This is a genomic window from Marinobacterium rhizophilum DSM 18822 (assembly GCF_000378045.1).
Classification (GTDB): domain Bacteria; phylum Pseudomonadota; class Gammaproteobacteria; order Pseudomonadales; family Balneatricaceae; genus Marinobacterium_A; species Marinobacterium_A rhizophilum.
Map to the genome: position 1 here is coordinate 18,008 of NZ_KB899108.1, position 18,319 is coordinate 36,326.

The 18,319-nt window shown below is 57.3% G+C and carries 13 protein-coding genes and 1 pseudogene; 4 read left to right on the forward strand and 10 right to left on the reverse strand.

The genetic code is table 11. From position 1 onward, the window contains the following. Nucleotides 1-30 precede the first annotated feature (30 nt). From F451_RS0118825 to F451_RS0118840, 4 genes and pseudogenes are all read right to left on the reverse strand, one after another. Nucleotides 31-399, reverse strand: coding sequence for a nucleotide pyrophosphohydrolase (locus F451_RS0118825; RefSeq protein ID WP_020682964.1), 369 nt, complete (start codon nt 397-399; stop codon nt 31-33). 107 nt (nt 400-506) lie between these two features. Continuing rightward, nucleotides 507-2,897 carry a DNA/RNA helicase domain-containing protein gene (locus tag F451_RS0118830; protein ID WP_020682965.1) on the reverse strand — a complete coding sequence of 797 codons (2,391 nt, stop codon included), beginning with the start codon at nt 2,895-2,897 and terminating at the stop codon, nt 507-509. A gap of 621 nt (nt 2,898-3,518) precedes the next feature. Further along, nucleotides 3,519-3,779: a hypothetical protein gene (locus F451_RS27855; RefSeq protein ID WP_156826558.1), complete on the reverse strand. Its 261-nt coding sequence runs from the start codon at nt 3,777-3,779 to the stop codon at nt 3,519-3,521. Between the two features lie 776 nt (nt 3,780-4,555). After that, nucleotides 4,556-4,762: pseudogene (locus F451_RS0118840) on the reverse strand (transposase); the annotation flags it as partial. Between the two features lie 124 nt (nt 4,763-4,886). On the opposite strand from F451_RS0118840, the gene F451_RS0118845 reads away from it, so the two are divergent. The 4 genes from F451_RS0118845 to F451_RS0118860 all read left to right on the forward strand — a co-directional run bounded on the left by F451_RS0118845 (nt 4,887) and on the right by F451_RS0118860 (nt 10,960). Beyond that, nucleotides 4,887-6,116 carry a LysR family transcriptional regulator gene (locus F451_RS0118845; protein ID WP_169434544.1) on the forward strand — a complete coding sequence of 410 codons (1,230 nt, stop codon included), beginning with the start codon at nt 4,887-4,889 and terminating at the stop codon, nt 6,114-6,116. Nucleotides 6,117-6,349: 233 nt separating this feature from the next. Beyond that, a complete protein-coding gene (locus F451_RS26055; protein WP_020682969.1) occupies nt 6,350-7,372 on the forward strand; it encodes a TAXI family TRAP transporter solute-binding subunit in 1,023 nt (340 codons plus the stop codon). A 70-nt stretch (nt 7,373-7,442) separates the two neighbouring features. Continuing rightward, nucleotides 7,443-9,401 (forward strand): TRAP transporter permease, encoded by a 1,959-nt coding sequence (locus F451_RS26060; RefSeq protein ID WP_020682970.1) that lies wholly within the window; start codon nt 7,443-7,445, stop codon nt 9,399-9,401. Continuing rightward, complete coding sequence (locus tag F451_RS0118860) at nt 9,398-10,960, forward strand: sulfatase family protein (RefSeq protein ID WP_020682971.1); 1,563 nt, start codon at nt 9,398-9,400, stop codon at nt 10,958-10,960. Before F451_RS26060 ends, F451_RS0118860 begins: the two co-directional genes overlap by 4 nt. A 266-nt stretch (nt 10,961-11,226) precedes the next feature. Here F451_RS0118860 and F451_RS27860 read toward each other — a convergent pair whose 3' ends face one another. The 6 genes from F451_RS27860 to F451_RS0118885 all read right to left on the reverse strand — a co-directional run bounded on the left by F451_RS27860 (nt 11,227) and on the right by F451_RS0118885 (nt 18,314). Next, nucleotides 11,227-11,733: an NIF family HAD-type phosphatase gene (locus F451_RS27860; RefSeq protein ID WP_156826559.1), complete on the reverse strand. Its 507-nt coding sequence runs from the start codon at nt 11,731-11,733 to the stop codon at nt 11,227-11,229. Between the two features lie 262 nt (nt 11,734-11,995). Beyond that, on the reverse strand, nt 11,996-13,177 hold the full coding sequence (locus F451_RS0118865) for an acyl-CoA dehydrogenase (protein WP_020682972.1): 1,182 nt from the start codon (nt 13,175-13,177) through the stop codon (nt 11,996-11,998). 36 nt (nt 13,178-13,213) lie between these two features. Next, the gene (locus F451_RS0118870) at nt 13,214-14,416 is read right to left on the reverse strand and encodes a 3-oxoadipyl-CoA thiolase (protein WP_020682973.1); all 1,203 of its coding nucleotides are present in this window, start codon (nt 14,414-14,416) and stop codon (nt 13,214-13,216) included. Then, complete coding sequence (locus tag F451_RS0118875; protein ID WP_020682974.1) at nt 14,413-15,942, reverse strand: 3-hydroxyacyl-CoA dehydrogenase; 1,530 nt, start codon at nt 15,940-15,942, stop codon at nt 14,413-14,415. Before F451_RS0118875 ends, F451_RS0118870 begins: the two co-directional genes overlap by 4 nt. A 17-nt stretch (nt 15,943-15,959) precedes the next feature. Further along, nucleotides 15,960-17,102 carry an acyl-CoA dehydrogenase family protein gene (locus F451_RS0118880; RefSeq protein ID WP_020682975.1) on the reverse strand — a complete coding sequence of 381 codons (1,143 nt, stop codon included), beginning with the start codon at nt 17,100-17,102 and terminating at the stop codon, nt 15,960-15,962. Between the two features lie 15 nt (nt 17,103-17,117). Further along, complete coding sequence (locus F451_RS0118885; protein ID WP_020682976.1) at nt 17,118-18,314, reverse strand: acyl-CoA dehydrogenase family protein; 1,197 nt, start codon at nt 18,312-18,314, stop codon at nt 17,118-17,120. Nucleotides 18,315-18,319 lie beyond the last annotated feature (5 nt).

Consider the following 18,319-nt stretch of genomic DNA (forward strand, 5'->3'; position numbering starts at 1 on the left):
TCGAGTAAATCCGATGCTTGATCGGCGGAATTACAGCTCATTATGCTTTTGATATCGAGTGTACTTTTGCGCACTCCCTTTCACTTGCTCTGCGGGGTATTTTTCTGCGTTTTTTTCCATTTTATCCCAACAAGCCTGTTCAATATCTACGTTCAGCTTTCCAGCTAGCCGAATCAAGTAGAGCTGGACATCGGCAATCTCGTCACGGACGGCGGATAACTGCTTCTCGTCCAGCTCTTTCGATTGCTCCTCAGTGAGCCACTGAAAGCACTCTTGTAGCTCTGCCGCCTCTACCGTCAGTGCCATGGCGAGGTTCTTGGGCGAATGGAACTGATCCCAGTCTCGCTCGTTGGCGAACTGGTCCATGGCGTCGTGAAGCTGCTTGAACGGATCTGACATAACGGACTCACTTGGTTCGGTTGTATCGAATTGCTGTGAGCATGCCTGCTCTGCTACTTAGTATCCAGCCTGAATCCAACTGAATCACTCAGCGAGGCCAGAGGGTCTTACAGCACGGAGAGAAATTCACCGATGACTTTCAGATCCTCCAACTCGTCTTCGAGCACTATGTCCCGGTAGCCGAAGGCATTGGTTTGGGGCTTCAGTACGATGCGCTGATTGACGTACTCGCCGTATTCTTCGATCTTCTCGCTCTGGTACAGCTTGACCGTGAAACTACCGCCATGGTCCGGGTCCTCGATGGATCGATGCTGTACCACAACGATCTTTCCTTGCCGCGTGCCGCCAGGATTTGCGCGGAACAGACACCAGGCGCCGTTGGGGATGCGCCGGTTCATTGACTCACCTACTACCCGGCTGACGAACAGGCCTGGGCTTGCCCGCATGAAGTCCGGCAGTTCGACCCAGTGCTCGGCTTCAGCGACCTGCATCTCGCTGAAATCACCAGCGGCAATGCTCAGGTCGTACACCGGCACATGACGCTCAAATGGCTCTGCCTGTTCCCGCGACACGATGGGGAGGTTCAGGCCATTCAGAGATCCACTTTTCTCGCTTACGACTGGACGCTCGACCTCTGCCCGGGAGCGGACAAAGTCCGCGAAGTACTTACGTGTTTCGGGATCGGTTGCGTAGACGTAACAGCCCTTCTGTCCACGAGTCATCAGCGTACGGTAGGTGTTCTTGATGATCTGGTCGGCCAGGGCTCTAGCATGCGCAGGCTCGTTCTTGTGCATTATCTTGTAGCCATGAACAGACCGGTCCTGCCGTGCACGCTTCTCCGCATTGGTCACCACGCGGCCATCTCGAATCACGAAGTCGTCTCCAATAATGACGCCGACGTAGTCGAACTCCAGGCCCTGACAGGTGTGGATGCAACCTATCTGTTCGACTGATTGATCGGCGATGGCCCAGAGCATGCCATCGTCATCCAGGTTCCACTGGGCAGCGAAGCCATGATCGGGAAAGACAATGTCCATGGCCTGCTTGTCCTTCTTGCTCGCCCAGGGCCAGCAGTACCCCGCCACCATACGTGCCTTGTTGGCCGTGCGGTTCTTTTCAAGAATGGCTCGCCGCAAAGCGCTGGGATCGTCAAATACCCGAAAGTCGTAATCGATGTCGTCAAGGTCGGTGTTGGCCGTGGTGCGAACCTGGAGCGCGTGATCAAGCCAGGCCAGGTAGCCATCGGAGCCGTTGCAGCGAAACTGGGAAACCAGATCAAGTTCTTGCACATCGGCCCCGCATTCCTCTGCTCGACGTCTGATTTCTTCGACCGTGCCCACATCTTTCATGGTCACCCGCTGCGCTTCATCAATGAAAAAAATTGAAAAACGTGACGCCAAGATCACCTCCTTGATCTGGCTCTCCCCCATGTTCTGGTACATGCCGGACTTTTCATTCAGTCGGTGCGCTTCGTCCACGATAAGAGCGTGGAAGGTATCAGGCGCCGCATTCACATAGCTTCCCGAGCCCTTAAACAGATTATCGATGTGTGTCTTCTTGCGGCTGCCCGTCAGCTTCTTCTTGAAGACCTCACGTGGGGCGGAGTTGCGTGACACGTACTGTGTCATCATCTCCCGGCTGGTCAGCTCTACCAGCAGGTTGATAGCCACCACAGACTTACCGGTTCCAGGCCCACCCTTGACGACAAGGCACTGTTTGTTGCCATTGGTCGCTCGGTGGGCAAGGTCAATCGCGGTTTCATAAACCAGTTTCTGGTCATCAATCATCACAAACTCGCCATTACCCTGCATCATCGACACCAGAGCATCCGCCAGATTTTTGCTCGGTTTGATCACACCATGCTCGATGCGATACATGATGTTGCTACTGTCACCGTACTTGATATGCTGGCTCAGGAACTCGGAAAGCAGCATCGCATCGCGGGAAATGAAAACCGGGGCACGGCGGGTATGGTGTTCGTAGAAGGGGTCATTGATGGCATCTGCCTGCTTCATGTTGTGAAGGTAGGCACAGGGCACAAGGCGGATTGACTCGGAGCGCACTGTCTCGTTGTAATCTTCGATTAGCGCCGCATAGGACCACGCCTGATAGGAGGGATGGTTGGTTTCGCGAATACCGGAACCCAACTGAGTACGCACAATGGCATCTTTTTTCGTCACCTCAACGGACTGCCATTGTTTCAATTCCACAATGACAGCGGAATCGTCACGCTGGTGATTCTTGCCGGTGAGGATGAAGTCTACACGGCGGTTAGTCAGCGGAATATTGTACTCGATAGCCACCCCTGCCGATGCGGGAATCCCCTCATCAAGCAGCACGCTCATCATGAAGCGAAGGGAGTTCTCCCAAGACGTCACCTCATTGCGAGGAGAGTTGCGGTTCAACTTGCGCGCAACCTCATTCTCTATGGCGTCGGTGATGATGTTGGCTCGCACGTCATCAATGAATTGCTGTTTGGTGGCGTTGTAGACCAGCATATATTCGAAAGTTCCCTTTTCGTATCAGCCGTTTATGGAGTGCTAGTGTGAATGCAGCTGACAATTATGCACGCTAGTTACCGCGATAGCATAGATCAGTAACGAAAAGGGCTGAGAGGGCGTTGGGCTGTACGTAACGGACTTGGGGAACCTGAACTCAGTCTATATTTTTGCTGTATCTCGCAATCGCAGTAATTGGAACACGAATTCGGCCGTCAGTCGCTGTTTGTAAGGTCTACAGCTACCTTTTTAGGCAGGTGTCAGATTAAGTCTGAACTAATACAGCTATCAGCTGACCCTACTCTTGCGGTCAAGTCTATTAAAAATAAGACGGTATTTCGGGGACAGATATTTCGGGGGCAGGTCAAGTATACCTATTTATCTGCTGATCAATGTCTGTTTTGTGGCGTTCGCGTTCCTCATATTCCTAGGCGTTCTCTCGCCTAATTTCTTCCCGATGTTTACGCTTCATCTCTTCGCAGTGCTGGCGATCTTTGCGCTCTACTTATCCCGTAATTGATGGTGAAATTGCCGCCCCACTCACCGTCAGCTTATCCATCATTTTGAGCTCGGTGTGCACTTCAGATCGCCATTTGGCGATCTGCTAATACATCGTATTGATCAATTATCGATATAGGCTTTAACCGCGCGTCCTTCAAAGTACATCTTCCCTTTCGTCACACGATTCAGGGCCGGCGGATTCTTCCCCTTCAGCGGCAGGTTGTGCTGCACCGCATGCTTCAACTCTGTGATCCTGACACCCAGGACACAGGCAACCTCTTCGATAGACAGCATACGATCCCAGTAGCTTGATGCCTGACTGTTATGCCATCCAACGCTACCAGGGACGGCACATGACTTCGACGATGTATCCTTTGCCATGTCAATTTCCTGTGACCAGATGGTTAAGCATCATTGTACCTACCGCAGGTGTGGTATCCAGGCCCAGAAGTGGAACTAGCTGGCTATCGTTGCAGCAGGAATCGATGCACACAGTGCGTGTCGCACGGCACACGGCACACGGCCCAGGTATCAAGAGTGGAAGTTACATAGGCGAGTAGGTTATCGACAGAATGAAACAAGCAATCAGAATTGCGGTGATGCAGTGGCTGTATGGTCAAGGAATTGCTTAGGATGATCTATCGCAGGGGTCTTGATAAAGCGGTATACAGCCAAGACCACCAAAGCGTTTAGCAAATCTCAATTAGGCACGAATTAGGCACGAGAAACACCAAACCCCAGAAACAACAAAGGCCGGTTGCTTTCGCAAACCGGCCTCTGCCTTTTGAATAATGGTCGGGACGAAAGGATTTGAACCTTCGACCCCTTGCACCCCATACATGCACTCTTCTCTACCTAAGAGTTTGATTTAAAATGGTTTTATGGAGAATCACAACATGTTTGGATCGGACTTTTGATACCCTTGCAAATCAATGAATTACGTAGCCATTTTGGATGCATCGAGAGCGTATAGAGTGATGGGCTCAACCAGGGTAGCCAGGTGAGAGGGAAGCACCGACACCTTATTCGGTGAACGCCTACTTCGAGACTACCTCGGTATCCATGCCGTGAGCCTCCATCAGTAAATATGAGGCCGGATATATGGGAGCAATGACTAAGCTGCCGATCGATCATTTTCTTGCAATACGGGGGAAGGTCCATATATGCATGCAGTGAATTCGCAGCATGGTGGACAGGGGGTACGGTCGACGGCCATTGCCGGTCTTGGGATAGTGAGGCTCGATGACGTCTTCGAGACGTGCCCATGGGATCAGCGTGTCCATTCGGCCCAGGAACTTTTCCTTGCGGGTCTGACGGCGTTTATTGCTGAACTCGCTGTCCGCGAATGTGAGTTGCTGATCCATCTCTTCGTCCTCGATCGTGTGCAGGGAACATTATCTCATGCGGCAGACTTGATCACAGCTTCCCTAACTGAAACGCGATTGGCTACACTCGCCAAGGCACGTGATGGATTATCAGGGAGCACGCATGACCGCAGCACAGGACACCGATACATTCACGCCCACCATGCGCTGTCTGCGCGCCTTGGTCGCCGTGGCCGATACCGGCGCCGTGCTGCGCGCGGCAGAGGCGCTGAACTTGTCCCAACCTGCCGTATCCCGCGCCATTCACGACCTGGAACAGGCGCTTGATATGCCATTATTTGAACGCCATCACGGCGGTATGCTCAGCACACGGGCTGGCGACATTGTCAGCCATCGATTTCGCCGCGCACTGACACAACTCACCCAGGCGCAAGAGCAGCTGGCGCATCTGGAACCCGCCGGGCATTTCCAGCGCCTGTCACTTCGGCTGTCGTACCGCAATCTCAAGGTGCTGGTCGAAATCGCCAGAAGCGGCAGCGAAATGCGTGCCGCCCGGCAGCTGGGGCTGACCCAGCCGACAGTGAGTGCCGGCCTGCGCGACCTGGAAACCAAACTGGGCGTACCACTTTTCCAGCGTACTCCAAGGGGGATGATTACAACTCTCTGCGGCATGGAGCTGATACGCCATGTCAAGATCGCCATGCGTGAACTTGCCCTGGTGCAGCAGGACCTGTCGGCCTGGCGTGGGAAAATCAGCGGCCGTGTGATTATAGGTGCCCTGCCCCTGACCAGCTCACTGCTGGTGCCTCAGGCAGTCGATACGCTGTTGCGCGAGTTACCGGGCCTGAGCATCGCCATTTATGAAGGCTCCTATGACACATTGTTTGAACTGCTACGCAGCGGTGAAATCGACATGCTGGTCGGCGTCTTACGCCCGCTGGACCGCAAAGAAAACATGACTCAGAAAACCCTATTTTATGACCGTCTCAGCACCATCGTGCGTCCCGACCACCCGTTGCTGCAGCGCGCGAACCTCAGCCTCGGTGAGCTGCTCAATGCCGACTGGATTGCGCCGCCCCAGGGCACTCCTGCACGCCACAGCTTTGATCAGCAGTTTCATGCCGCCGACCTGGTGCCTCCCACGCCTGTGATCGAAGCCGGCAACCTGAGTCTCTTGCGGGCATTGCTTTTGAATAGTGACCGGATTGCTATGGTATCGCCCTGCCAGATGCGCTTTGAGATCGAGAGTGCTCAACTGGCTCAGCTTCCGGTTCCACTCGAAGGCCCACCCCGCGCAATTGGCATCCTGATGCGCGAAGACAGCGCACCCACCGAGGCGATTCAGGCGCTTTGCCGCACCCTTGAAGAGGCCAGCCTGCAACTAGGCCTATAGAAAAAACACATACACCCTGTCCCCATTAGAATTAGCCAGCCATTGCGCGAGCGCAGTAGCATGGATCCAAGGGTTAAAACAGACAGCGATACGCCATCCCTGAGAATGTATAAGGGTTCGTACTTTTCGTTTACCTACGCCCGCCGCTAAAAGCTGCAACGGCCCCCATGACAACTCGGCATCTGCCTGTCACAGTCGGCCAAATATAATAACAACGAGTCCCGGAGGACCCGATGAAACTAACAACCAGTCTATTAGCTTGCGCCATTACAACCCACCTTGCCTTGACCGCTCCGCTGATCCAGGCGCAAACGCTGCGTGCCGAAAGCGGTAATCCTGCTACTTTCAATTCCCAGCTGGCCACCATGATGAGCAAGTACGCCAGCCAGGAGCATGGCATGAGCATCCAGCTCAATACCGGACAGGCGCTGTCGATGACCGGCGTCAAAGTCGGCAGCGGCCGCATCGATCTGACCATGATACCCACCGAACTCTATACCTATATGGGCGAAGGCAGCCAGATGTATGCGGGCATGGGCGATCAGGCGGTTAAGGCGGCTGAGAACATTCGCTCTCTGTTCGGTTATGTACACGGCGCCTACCATATCTTCACCTGGGCCGACAGCGGCATCACGAACTGGAGCGATATCGCCGGTAAAAATGTCTATATCGGCCCCTCGTCCAGTGCCTCAAGCCTGGCTATAGAACAAGTGATCAAGGCCAATACCGGCATGTCCCCGGGTGAAGGCTACAACGCGATCACCATGGGCTGGGGCGCCTCAGGCCAAGCCTTTTCCGACGGCCAGATAGATGTGCTGGTCAGCGGAGCGCAAATCGGCTCGTCCTCCATCGAGCAGTATTCGCTGGTCAAACCCATTCGTTTTCTCGGTGTCACCGAGGCTGGCAAAGCGTCCGAAAGCTGGCAGACGCTAATAGCGTCACCCGCCATGCAGGCACTGGAGATAAATAAAGATACTTATGCGAATACCGTCAATAATGATGACGCCATCACCCTGCTGGCATTCACCATGATGACGATCGTCAATCGCACGCTGTCCGACGAAGATGCCTATCAGCTGACCCAGTCGTTTTGGGACAATGCCGCCGAGATTCGCGGCTCAGGCCCTACCTTCAAGAGCATTTTAATCGACAATGCCTTTGTCGGTGTCAACGCACCACTGCACCAAGGTGCGTACCGCTACTACTTGGAACAGGGTATCGACGTGCCCGAGCACCTGCGTCCCCGCGCCGAATAAGCCCTTGCACGCACCGCTGCGCTGCGGTTTCTGGCTTGCGCAGCGCACTGACACGACAACGGACCTACCCATGACCCGATTATTCTCTCAGTTTAACGAGGCGAATATCCGCACCCAGCTGTCACTGGCGGTTGGACTGCTGATCGCCCTTCTTGGCATCATCAACAGCATGCCAAACTTTTCCTTTGTGCCGCGCCTGGGCCCTTTCGACTACGAATACATGCACCCCGGCATGCTTGGCCTCGCGGCCCTGGCGGTACTTAGTCGCACACCGTTGCTCCAGGCATCTCCGGATTCCCCGCTCCTGCTGCGTCTGGGTAGTCTGCTGCTCGACATTCTGGTCATGGTCGGACTGGGGTACGCACTCTACAGCTACTTCCTGACGATGGAACAACTCAAGGGTGGCCTGTTCTTCTTTGAAAATGCCCACGCTTGGACCGCCTTACTGGGCACCGGCGCCATTTTGCTCATCTGCCTGAGATTCTGGGGCCCGGCACTGACCGGCGTCGCCATCGTGGCACTGCTGTACTTTTACACCGGCCACCACTGGCCCGGTGTTTTTGGCATCGCGCCGATAAACTTTATCGACTCCACCGCCGACACTCTCTGGTACAACAGCGCCAACGGCGTGCTGGGCACCCTGCTGGGAATTGTCATCAATACCATCCTGCCCTTTATCCTGCTGGGGGCCCTGCTGGAGGGCAGTGGTGCCGGCGGTTCGCTGATCAAGACGTCCCTGTATGCCTTTCGACATGCTCGCGGCGGCCCCGCCCACGCGGCCATACTGTCGTCGGGCCTGTTCGGCTCAGTATCCGGCAGCGCTGTCGCCAATGTTGTCGGGACCGGGGTAATCACCATACCAATGATTCGCCGCCGGGGCTTCAGTCCCACCTTCGCTGGCGCCGTCGAAGCCACCGCGTCCAGTGGCGGACAGATCATGCCCCCCATCATGGGTGCCGCCGCCCTGGTCATGGCGGACTTTACCGGCGTGTCCTATCTGAATATCGTTATTGCAGCCCTGATACCGGCGCTGTTCTACTACGGCTCGCTATTCGCCGCCGTCGTGTATGAAGCGCGACGCCTGGGCATAGAAAACCAGCCTTCAGGCATTGAGGCTGTCGCAGTACCGACACGGCAGGACTACATTAACCTGATTATGGTTTTCGTACCTCTGTCTATCGTCGTGGGGGCACTGATCGCGGGCTTCTCCCCGGCCGGCGCCGGTGTCATGGCGCTGTTCTCGGTAATGCCACTGAGTCTGACACTGAACGCAGCAATTCGCCGGCGCCCACTTACCCTGATCCGCTCGCTAGCGGCGGGTGGCCAGAGCTTTTCCACGCTGCTGATTGCCGTTAGCGTCGTCGGGATCATCGTCGGGGTGCTGTCCGCCACGGGACTGCCAATCAAGTTCGCACAACTCATCAGCGAGTCCGCCGATGGAAATCTGCTGCAATCGCTGTTGCTGGCTATGGCCGCCGCCCTGGTACTAGGCATGGGCATGCCGACCCTGCCCGCTTATCTGACCATCATCCTGATCATGGGACCGGCCATGTTGCGTCTTGGACTCGAGCCCCTGGTCGCCCACATGTTCGTGTTCTATTTTGGTGTAGCTTCGGCCATCACACCTCCGGTGGCTGTTGCTGCCTTTGCCGCTGCCGCCATCAGTCAGGCCTCGCCGCTGAAAACAGCCTTTGAGGCAACGCGCATCGGTCTGGTGATCTTTATTCTGCCCTTCACCTTTGCATTTTATCCGCAGCTGCTGCTAATCCCCGAAGCCGGCGGTTCGGACTCCCTGTTCGATCTTGTCTCCATCATCCTGCGGTTGGGGCTGGCCATCCTGCTGATTTCATCCGCATTGGCCCGTTTTGATCACTCCAGGCTCAACCTGGCGGCAGTCCTGAGCCGCATCGCCATTGCCCTGGCCATGCTGATTACCCTGCCCCTGATTCACTGGAGTGCCTTCGCCGCGGGAATCGCCATACTCATTATTCACCGTCAACAGAGCCTTAAAAAGGAAGCCCTGGCATGAGCAAGCGCCCGAACTTTCTGTTCATCATCACCGACCAACAGCGCGCTGACTATCTCGGCTGTATGGGGCACGCACAACTAAAAACCCCGAATATTGACAGCTTGGCCGCTCGCGGCCTTTTGTTCGACGAGTTTCACACTGCAAGCCCCGTGTGCATGCCCAACCGCGCCTCGATACTCACCGGGCGCTACCCGTCCACCCACGGCCTGCGCAAAAATGGTCTGCACCTGCCTCTGCACAACAGCACCTTTGTCGAGGCGCTGCGCCAGGACGGCTACAACACCGCGATGATCGGAAAGTCACATCTGCAACCCTTTACCGGCCGTGAGATTCCACAGCAGAACCCCGCTGCCCACGCCCGGATTCCCGATGCGCACCAGGAATGCCCGGACGACTGGACGCAGGAAGAGCCGGCGCGCTGGCAAGGCCAGACGCCCTACCGGGTCGAGCTGCCCTACTACGGCTTTGAGCAGGTCAAGATTGTGACCCAGCATGGTGATAACTGTGGTGGACACTACTATCAGTGGCTCTGCGAGCAAGTGGAGGACCCAGCAGCGCTTCGCGGGCCCGCCAACCAGTTGCCCCATGACTATATCTGTCCCCAGGCGTTCCGCACCGCTATGCCCGAATCCCTGCATCCCACCAGCTATATCGCGCAGCAAGCCCGTGAGTATCTGCAAACGCAAACCGAGGAAGATACGCCCTTTTTCGCCTTTGTATCCTTTCCCGATCCTCACCACCCCTTTGCGCCACCGGGCAAATACTGGGGTCGGCACAACCCTGAAGACTTCGAGGTTCGTACCCCCTACAGCAAACACCGCAACCCGCCCGCACACCTCCAGTTTGTCGCCAAGCAGTTTCGCGATGGCCTGCGCAACACCGCCACGGAAAAGGCCTTCATGGCCAGCGATCGAGAAATCCGCGAAGCCATGGCGCTGACATGCGACATGATCAGCATGATTGACGACGCCGTAGGCACCCTGCTCGATACCTTGAAAGCGACCGGACTGGAAAACAATACAATCGTTATTTTCACCAGCGACCACGGCGACTATATGGGTGATTTCAACCTGCTGCTTAAGGGGCCCGCGCCACTGCGCAGCATCACCCGAGTGCCGATGATCTGGGCCGAACCGGGCCAGCACAGGCCACAACGAACCTCGGCGCTCGCATCAGCCATCGACTTCGCCCCCAGCATATTGGAACGCGCCGGCATAACGCCCTACCATGGCATTCAGGGCAGTTCCCTGCTGCCGCTCCTGGGTGGTGACGCCCGGCTTCGAGATTCGCTGCTTATCGAGCATGAAGACAATATCGCCCACTGGGGTTTTGAAACTCCTGCACATTCACGCACGCTGTTGCACGATGGATACCGACTGACGCTGTATCAGGGCCAAACATGGGGCGAACTATACGCTCTCGAGGATGATCCCCATGAATGTCACAACCTCTGGGACTCTGCAGAACGTCGCGAACTGCGTTTCGAGCTGACCGAGCGCCTGTTGCGACAGGTGATCGCAGCGGATGACCGCAGCCCCTGGCCCAAACGCCTGGCTTAGTCTTCACACCCGAGTACCCGGCCATACAAGGCCGGGGCTGATCGGATAGCCCCACAGCTCGCGCCAAACTTTCACGACAAGCTGATCAAGCCAAGTGGACATGATTCGGATCGGACCAGCCAAAACTAAAGTTCTCCGGCATACTTCAACGATGCTGATGGAGAACTTTAGTTTTGGCTGGTTCGATTTTAAGGGATGGTTACAAAAACAGCTCTTGACCGAAATATAAAATCCGAATATAGAAAGTTCGCGCAAGCTACAAAATGTCAAAATTCAAATAAACTATCTTTCAAATAGAGCAGTTCTTTATCATTTGGATCTCCAAAAAAGCTTGACACCTCAACAACTCTATCCCTTATATCCACCAACTGAGGGCGATCTGTAATGATCCAGAGATCATTGATAAAAACATGACACCGCTCTGATAAATACCCAAGATATTTCATCGGCCCTTTATCGGTTTGGACACATTGATCTAGAGACCAAGCGAACACATCAAGATCACAACTAAACGTTTCTAAGTTACAGGAATCATCAACACCAAGGTAGTAATTCGACAAGGTAGACATTACCTTATCTACATCTGATACTTTCATATCTGTGTAAATAATTGGACTGGCGTATCTTTCCAACTCTGAAAATAATTCGATAAGCCCAGGCCTTGGTATAATTATTAGATCGCTATCCGATCCTAGACTATCAACTTCAAGATTGATACCGTTTATTAACCACTGTGGATTGATATACTCAGGGATATCTTTTAAGTCTACTATCCGGAATAGCGTACCATCTCAGTCAAGGCACACACAAAAAGCGAGAGAGTCGAAAACTCTCTCTTCCTTAGTTATCTTTGGCAAAGAGTAACGGCCAATGAAGTGGGGTCGCAGTCACACATATACACAACAGTCTCCTTTTTGGCTGGCGTGGTTTTTTGGGGTGGAAAAAAAGGGGAGGCACTCATACAGCGCATGCAGGGTAGTATTTTCAGTGCCGACGGGGTCAAGAGTGCCCCACCGGCTCAAATACAAGTCACCATCAAAAGAATGCTTGTAAGCCCGTCTGTGCCCTCCCCAGGATCAGCGCATGGATATCGTGGGTGCCTTCGTAGGTGTTGACCACTTCAAGGTTGACGAGATGGCGTGCGACGCCGAATTCGTCACTGATGCCGTTGCCGCCGAGCATGTCGCGCGCCAGGCGGGCGATATCCAGCGCCTTGCCGCAGCTGTTGCGCTTCATGATCGAGGTGATTTCGACCGCCGCGGTGCCCTCGTCCTTCATCCGTCCCAGGCGCAGGCACCCCTGCAGCGCCAGACAGATCTCGGTCTGCATGTCGGCCAGTTTCTTTTGGATCAGCTGGTTCTGCGCCAGCGGGCGTCCGAACTGCTTGCGGTCCAGCGTGTACTGGCGCGCGGTATGCCAGCAGTCTTCGGCGGCGCCAAGCGCCCCCCAGCTGATACCGTAGCGGGCCGAATTCAGACAGGTAAAGGGCCCCTTAAGTCCGCGCACGTCAGGGAAGGCGTTTTCCTCCGGCACGAAGACGTTGTCCATCACGATTTCCCCGGTAATGGATGCACGCAGACCGACCTTGCCGTGGATCGCCGGAGCGGACAGGCCATCCCAGCCCTTTTCCAGCACAAAGCCGCGAATCTCGCCAGCATCATCCTTGCCCCAGACCACGAAAACGTCGGCAATGGGGCTATTGGTGATCCACATTTTATTGCCGGTCAGGCGATAGCCACCCTCAACCTTGCGCGCGCGGGTGATCATCGAGCCCGGATCTGAGCCGTGATTCGGCTCGGTCAGGCCAAAGCAGCCTATCCACTCGCCGCTGGCCAGCTTCGGCAGATATTTCTGCCGGGTTGCCTCGTTGCCGAACTCATGGATCGGCACCATCACCAGCGAGGACTGTACGCTCATCATCGAGCGATAGCCGGAATCGATGCGTTCGACTTCACGTGCAATCAGCCCGTAGCAGACGTAGTTCAGCCCGCTACCACCGTATTCTGCCGGAATGGTCGCGCCCAACAGCCCTGTTTCGCCCATTTCGCGAAAAATCGCCGGATCCGTGTACTCGTTGCGAAATGCCTCCAGGACCCGCGGCGCCAGCTTGTCCGTGGCAACCTGCCGTGCCGTGTTGCACACCATGCGCTCTTCGTCGGTCAACTGCTGATCGAGCAGCAATGGATCTTCCCAGTTGAAGCTTGCGTTGTTAGCCATGATTCATGTCTCCGGATAGAAAATTGTTATTGTGTTTCAGACCTGACGTTCAAGAATGCAGGCGATGCCCTGTCCGAGCCCGATACAGAGGCTCACCAAGGCGTAGCGCCCGCTACGTTGTTCCAGTTGCCGCGTGGCGGTCAGCACCAACCGCGCCCCGGATGCCCCAAGCGGATGTCCCATGGCGATGGCGCCGCCATTCCAATTGAGCCGGCTGTCGTCGAACGCCAGCCCAAGCTGACGGGCGCAACCGAGCACCTGGGTCGCAAAAGCTTCATTGATTTCGATGACATCCATATCGGCCAGCGTCAGTCCCGTCCGCTGCAGGACCTTCTGAATGGCTGGCACAGGCCCAAGCCCCATAAGCCTGGGTTCCACGCCCGCGACGGCCCCGGCCAGGATCCGCGCCCGCGGTCGGATGCCGCATCGTTCGCCAATCGCCTGCGACCCGATCACCAGTGCTGCCGCACCGTCGTTGATCCCGGAGGCATTGCCGGCCGTCACCACCCCGTCTGGGAACAGGGGTCTGAGCCGCGCCAGTGTCTCCAGGCTGGTGTCGGGGCGCGGATGCTCATCGACGGCAATCGCCAAAGGCGGCGCCTCGCGTGCGCGGGGCACCTCAATCGGCAGCAGTTCATCGGCATAAAAACCCTGTTTGAGTGCCGCATCGAACAGCAACTGGCTTCGCAGAGCATAGCGATCCGCCTCTTCGCGGCTGATGCCCAGTTCACGGGCAACATTGTCCGCGGTCTGGGGCATCGAGTCGGCACCATAGTCCGCCTCCACCCGGGGGTTGGGAAAACGCGAGCCGATGGTACTGTCGAAGATCCTCAAGTCACGATCATAGGCCCGCTCGGCCTTGCCCATGACAAAGGGCGCCCGGCTCATACTCTCGGCCCCGCCAGCGATGAACAGCTCACCTTCACCGGCACGCACCGCCTGGGCCGCACCAAGCACGGACGCGAGGCCGGAGCCGCAAAGCCGGTTCAACGTCACGCCGGCCACAACTGTAGGCAGTCCGGCCAACAGCGCGGCGTGACGAGCCAGGTTGCGCGCGTCCTCGCCAGCCTGGTTAGAACAGCCGGCGATCAGATCCTCGTAGGCACCTGGCGCAAAAGGATTACGGGCTACCAGCGCCCGCACCACGTCGGCCAGCAGATCATCAGGTCGTACAGCGGCCAGCGCTCCGCCATGACGCCCAAAGGGGCTTCGCAGACCGTCATAGATACAGGCATTCATGCTTGCACCTCCTGTTCTTCCGGGGTTACCAACGGCAGGCCTAGCTGAATCCGCCGACGCAGCCAGGGACTGGTGCGATAGCGGGGTTCCTGATACAGGTCATGCAGATGATGCAGAATCCGCGCTATACGTTCCGGTCCGACACTGTCGCCGAAGCTGAGTGGCCCTTTCGGGTAGCCCAGCGCCAGTTCAACCGCACGGTCCAGCGTTGCCGGCGTGGCGATGCGCCGCTGGGCAATCTCGCACCCCAGATTGACGATTCCCGCCAGCACGCGCTGGGCGATGAAGCCTGGCGAATCGTTGATCACCTCGACCGGTACGGCGTCTGCGCCAAAGGCCTGCCGCGCCTGTGCCAGTATCCCTGGCTCCAGCGCCGGCTGACGCATCAGCACGCGGCACCGATCGAAGCCGGCAAAGGTTTCCAGCGCCAGCGTTCGCCGGGCAGGCAATCCCTTGCGGGCAATCAGGCTGCAGGTGTCTTCGCCCAGGGGTGTCAGTACGCAGATCGCCTGCGGGGAGGGCGTTGCACCCGATTCAAGCACAGCGCCCGCGGCGCCGAGCACGGCGGCAATTTGCTCCCGCATCTCAGCATCCTCGCAGTCGAGCCAGAAGGGTTGCTCAATTGTCACCGGCTCAATCTCGGCAACCGGCTCCGCTTGTGGCTTGTCGTCGATATAGCGGTAGAACCCCTGGCCGGTCTTGCGGCCCAGCAGGCCCGCGGCCAGACGCGGCGGCACCAGTGCAGAAGGTGCATAACGCGGATCCTGGTAAAACTGATCGTGCACCGATTCCATCACCGCGTGGGACACATCCAGCCCCATCAGGTCGAAGAGTTCGAAGGGACCCATCCGGAACCCCAGACTGTCACGCAGGATCCGGTCGATCTGCGCAGGCGTGGCGATCCCTTCGGCGAGAATTCGCAGCGCCTCCGGCCCGTAGGCTCGGCCAGCATGATTGACCAGAAAGCCCGGAGAGTCCGGCACCCGCGCGGCGAGATGACCGGCCTGTTCGACCAGCGCCGTCAGCCGCTCCAGCACCTCAGGCGCGGTACGCTCTGCACGCACCACCTCGACAATTTTCATCAGCGTTACCGGATTGAAGAAATGCAGACCCGCCACCCGCTCGGGATAACGACAGGCACTGGCGATGCGCGATACCGACAGTGACGAGGTATTGCTGGCCAAAACCGCCATCGGGCTGACGTGGGTTTCAAGTTCACGCAACAGCGCCTGTTTGGCATCAAGGTTCTCGACGATCGCCTCGATCACCAGATCGCAGTCCGCCAGATCACTCAGTGCCGGCGCCGGCGCCATGCAAGCAAGCGCTCTTTCCAGCGTCCCTGCATCGAGCTTGCCCCGCGCATGGGCCCGTTCCAGCAGGCCGCGGTTGTAGGCCAGCGCCTCGTCGATTGAGCCGGGCCGGTTGTCGTGAAGAAGCACCTCGATGCCACTGGTCGCAAACAGTTGCACGATGCCGCGCCCCATGGCGCCAGCACCGACAACGCCGATTCGTTTGAATGCTTTCACTCGCATGTCCTCCAACGTCAGGCCGTTTGCATCAGCTGTGCATAAACACCGAGATGATGATCGTCGTCACCGAACTGATGACTCAGCATCACCAGCCGCTTGGCATGATGGGACAGACTGTACTCCCAGGTCATGCCGATACCGCCATGCAGCTGAATGGCCTGTTCGGCGACAAAGCGCGCCGCCCGGGCAACAATGTACTTCGCGGCCGTCAGGCGCCGGCTGCGGTCGTCACTGTCTGGCTCGTCGGCCACGCAGGCCGCCATGATCGCCATTGAGCGGGCCTGCTCCAGCTCGCTGCAGATATCCGCCATGCGGTGCTGCAGTACCTGGAACTCCCCGATCGGCCGGCCGAACTGCTTGCGCGTTTTCAGATAATCCAGCGTCAGCGAAAAGACTTCCTCCATGCTGCCGAGGGCTTCCGCGCACTGGGCGGCAATGGCGCGGCCTTGCTGATAGCGCAGCGCACCCAGAGCCTGTCCTTCTTCCCCAAGCATCGCGCCAGACGGAACGAATACCTTTTCCAGGAGGAGATCAAAGGCCCGTGGACCGTCGATGCAGGGATAGCCGCTACGGCTGACACCCTCGGCGGCGGGGTCCAGAACAAAGAGGCTGATGCCGCTGTCGTCGCGCTGCTCGCCGAAGGTTCTTGCCGACACCAGAATCCGGTCGGCGCTGTCACCACCGATTACGACACTCTTGCGACCGCTGATTCGCCAGCCGCCCTCGACCGCCTCAGCACGGCAGGCGACATCGTTAAGCCGGTAATGGCTTTGCGGCTCTTCGAATGCCACCGCAAGCTGCAACTCGCCACTGACCACCTGCGGCAACAGGGTCTGCTGCTGATCGGGATTGGCGAGCTGCTGCAGCAGGCCACCGCCGAATATCTGGCTATGGAGAAAGGGCTCCAGGCAGAGGCCTCGGCCAAGCTCTGTCATGATCACCAGGTTGTCGACACAGCCCCCGCCAAATCCACCTAGCGCCTCATCAAAGGGCACCGCGGTCAGGCCCAGCTCCGACAGTTGCTGCCAGAACGCGGTACTGAAACCGACCTCGCTCCTGTAGAAACCTTCGCGAGCCTCGAAGCCGTACTGCTCACGTACCAGACGGGCGACGGTATCCTGCAGCATCTGCTGCTCTTCGGTTAGATTGAAGTCCATAAGTCTGACCTCCCGTTACAGCTCGAGCATCATCTTGGCGATGATGTTCTTCTGGATTTCGTTGGAACCGCCATAGATCGACAGCTTGCGCAGATTGAAATACTCACTGGCCGGTGCGGAACTGTAATCGGCGTGACGCGGCTCGCCAGCAAAGGCCGGATTCAGCTCAGCTTCTACAAAGGGCAGTGCATGGGGGCCCAGCACCTTGCGCATCAGATGGCTGATGGCCTGGCGAATTTCTGAGCCCTTTATTTTCAGGATCGAGCTTTCGGCTCCAGGCACGCCTCCGGCCTGGGCGGCGGCCAGAATTCGCAGGGTGCTCATTTCGATCGCCATCAGCTGCATCTCGATGTCGGCAATCTGGGCACGCAGCAGCGGATCCTCGATCAGCGGCCGGCCGTCGCAGGTCTCCTGCGCGGCCACCTGTTTCAGATGCGCCAGGGCCGCCTTGGAGGTACCGATACCGGCCTGGCCGGTACGCTCATGCGTCAGCAGATATTTGGCACAGGTCCAGCCCCGGTTCTCCTCGCCGATCCGGTTTTGCACCGGCACCCGGACGTTGTCGAAAAAGACTTCGTTGACCTCATGCTCACCATCGAGGGTAATGATCGGACGTACGCTGATACCCGGGGAGTCCATGTCGATCAGCAGAAAGGAGATACCCTGCTGGGGGCGGGCATCCGTATCGGTGCGCACCAGGCAAAATATGCGATTGGCATACTGCCCCAGCGTGGTCCAGGTCTTTTGCCCATTGACCACATAGTGTTCGCCGTCGCGTACCGCACGGGTCTTCAGCGATGCGAGGTCCGAGCCCGCGCCCGGCTCCGAATACCCCTGGCACCACCAGTCCTCGCCGGACAGAATGCGCGGCAGGTAACAGGCCTTCTGCTGCTCGGTGCCGAATTTGATGATGACCGGCGCCACCATATTGACACCGAAGGAGATCAGGCGCGGCGCGCCCAAAGCCGCACACTCCTCCTGGAAAATATGTTTCTGCACCACCGTCCAGCCGGTGCCGCCATGCTCCACCGGCCAGTTGGCGGCGTACCAGCCCTTCGTCGAAAGGATACGTTGCCAGCGCTGGTGCTGCTCTTTGTTCAGGTGCTTTCCAAGTCGGACGCTGGTCGCAATATCGGCAGGCAAGGATTGCCGCACAAAAGCACGCACCTCGTCGCGAAAGGCAAGTTCATCAGCGGTATATCGGATATTCATGCAAA

Bases quoted from the DNA above. Each gene is read 5' to 3' on its own strand.
- F451_RS0118885 (WP_020682976.1), bottom strand. From the start codon at position 18,314: ATGAATATCCGATATACCGCTGATGAACTTGCCTTTCGCGACGAGGTG.
- F451_RS0118880 (WP_020682975.1), bottom strand. From the start codon at position 17,102: ATGGACTTCAATCTAACCGAAGAGCAGCAGATGCTGCAGGATACCGTC.
- F451_RS0118865 (WP_020682972.1), bottom strand. From the start codon at position 13,177: ATGGCTAACAACGCAAGCTTCAACTGGGAAGATCCATTGCTGCTCGAT.
- F451_RS0118870 (WP_020682973.1), bottom strand. From the start codon at position 14,416: ATGAATGCCTGTATCTATGACGGTCTGCGAAGCCCCTTTGGGCGTCAT.
- F451_RS0118860 (WP_020682971.1), top strand. From the start codon at position 9,398: ATGAGCAAGCGCCCGAACTTTCTGTTCATCATCACCGACCAACAGCGC.
- F451_RS26055 (WP_020682969.1), top strand. From the start codon at position 6,350: ATGAAACTAACAACCAGTCTATTAGCTTGCGCCATTACAACCCACCTT.
- F451_RS0118845 (WP_169434544.1), top strand. From the start codon at position 4,887: ATGACCGCAGCACAGGACACCGATACATTCACGCCCACCATGCGCTGT.
- F451_RS0118830 (WP_020682965.1), bottom strand. From the start codon at position 2,897: ATGCTGGTCTACAACGCCACCAAACAGCAATTCATTGATGACGTGCGA.
- F451_RS27855 (WP_156826558.1), bottom strand. From the start codon at position 3,779: ATGGCAAAGGATACATCGTCGAAGTCATGTGCCGTCCCTGGTAGCGTT.
- F451_RS26060 (WP_020682970.1), top strand. From the start codon at position 7,443: ATGACCCGATTATTCTCTCAGTTTAACGAGGCGAATATCCGCACCCAG.
- F451_RS0118825 (WP_020682964.1), bottom strand. From the start codon at position 399: ATGTCAGATCCGTTCAAGCAGCTTCACGACGCCATGGACCAGTTCGCC.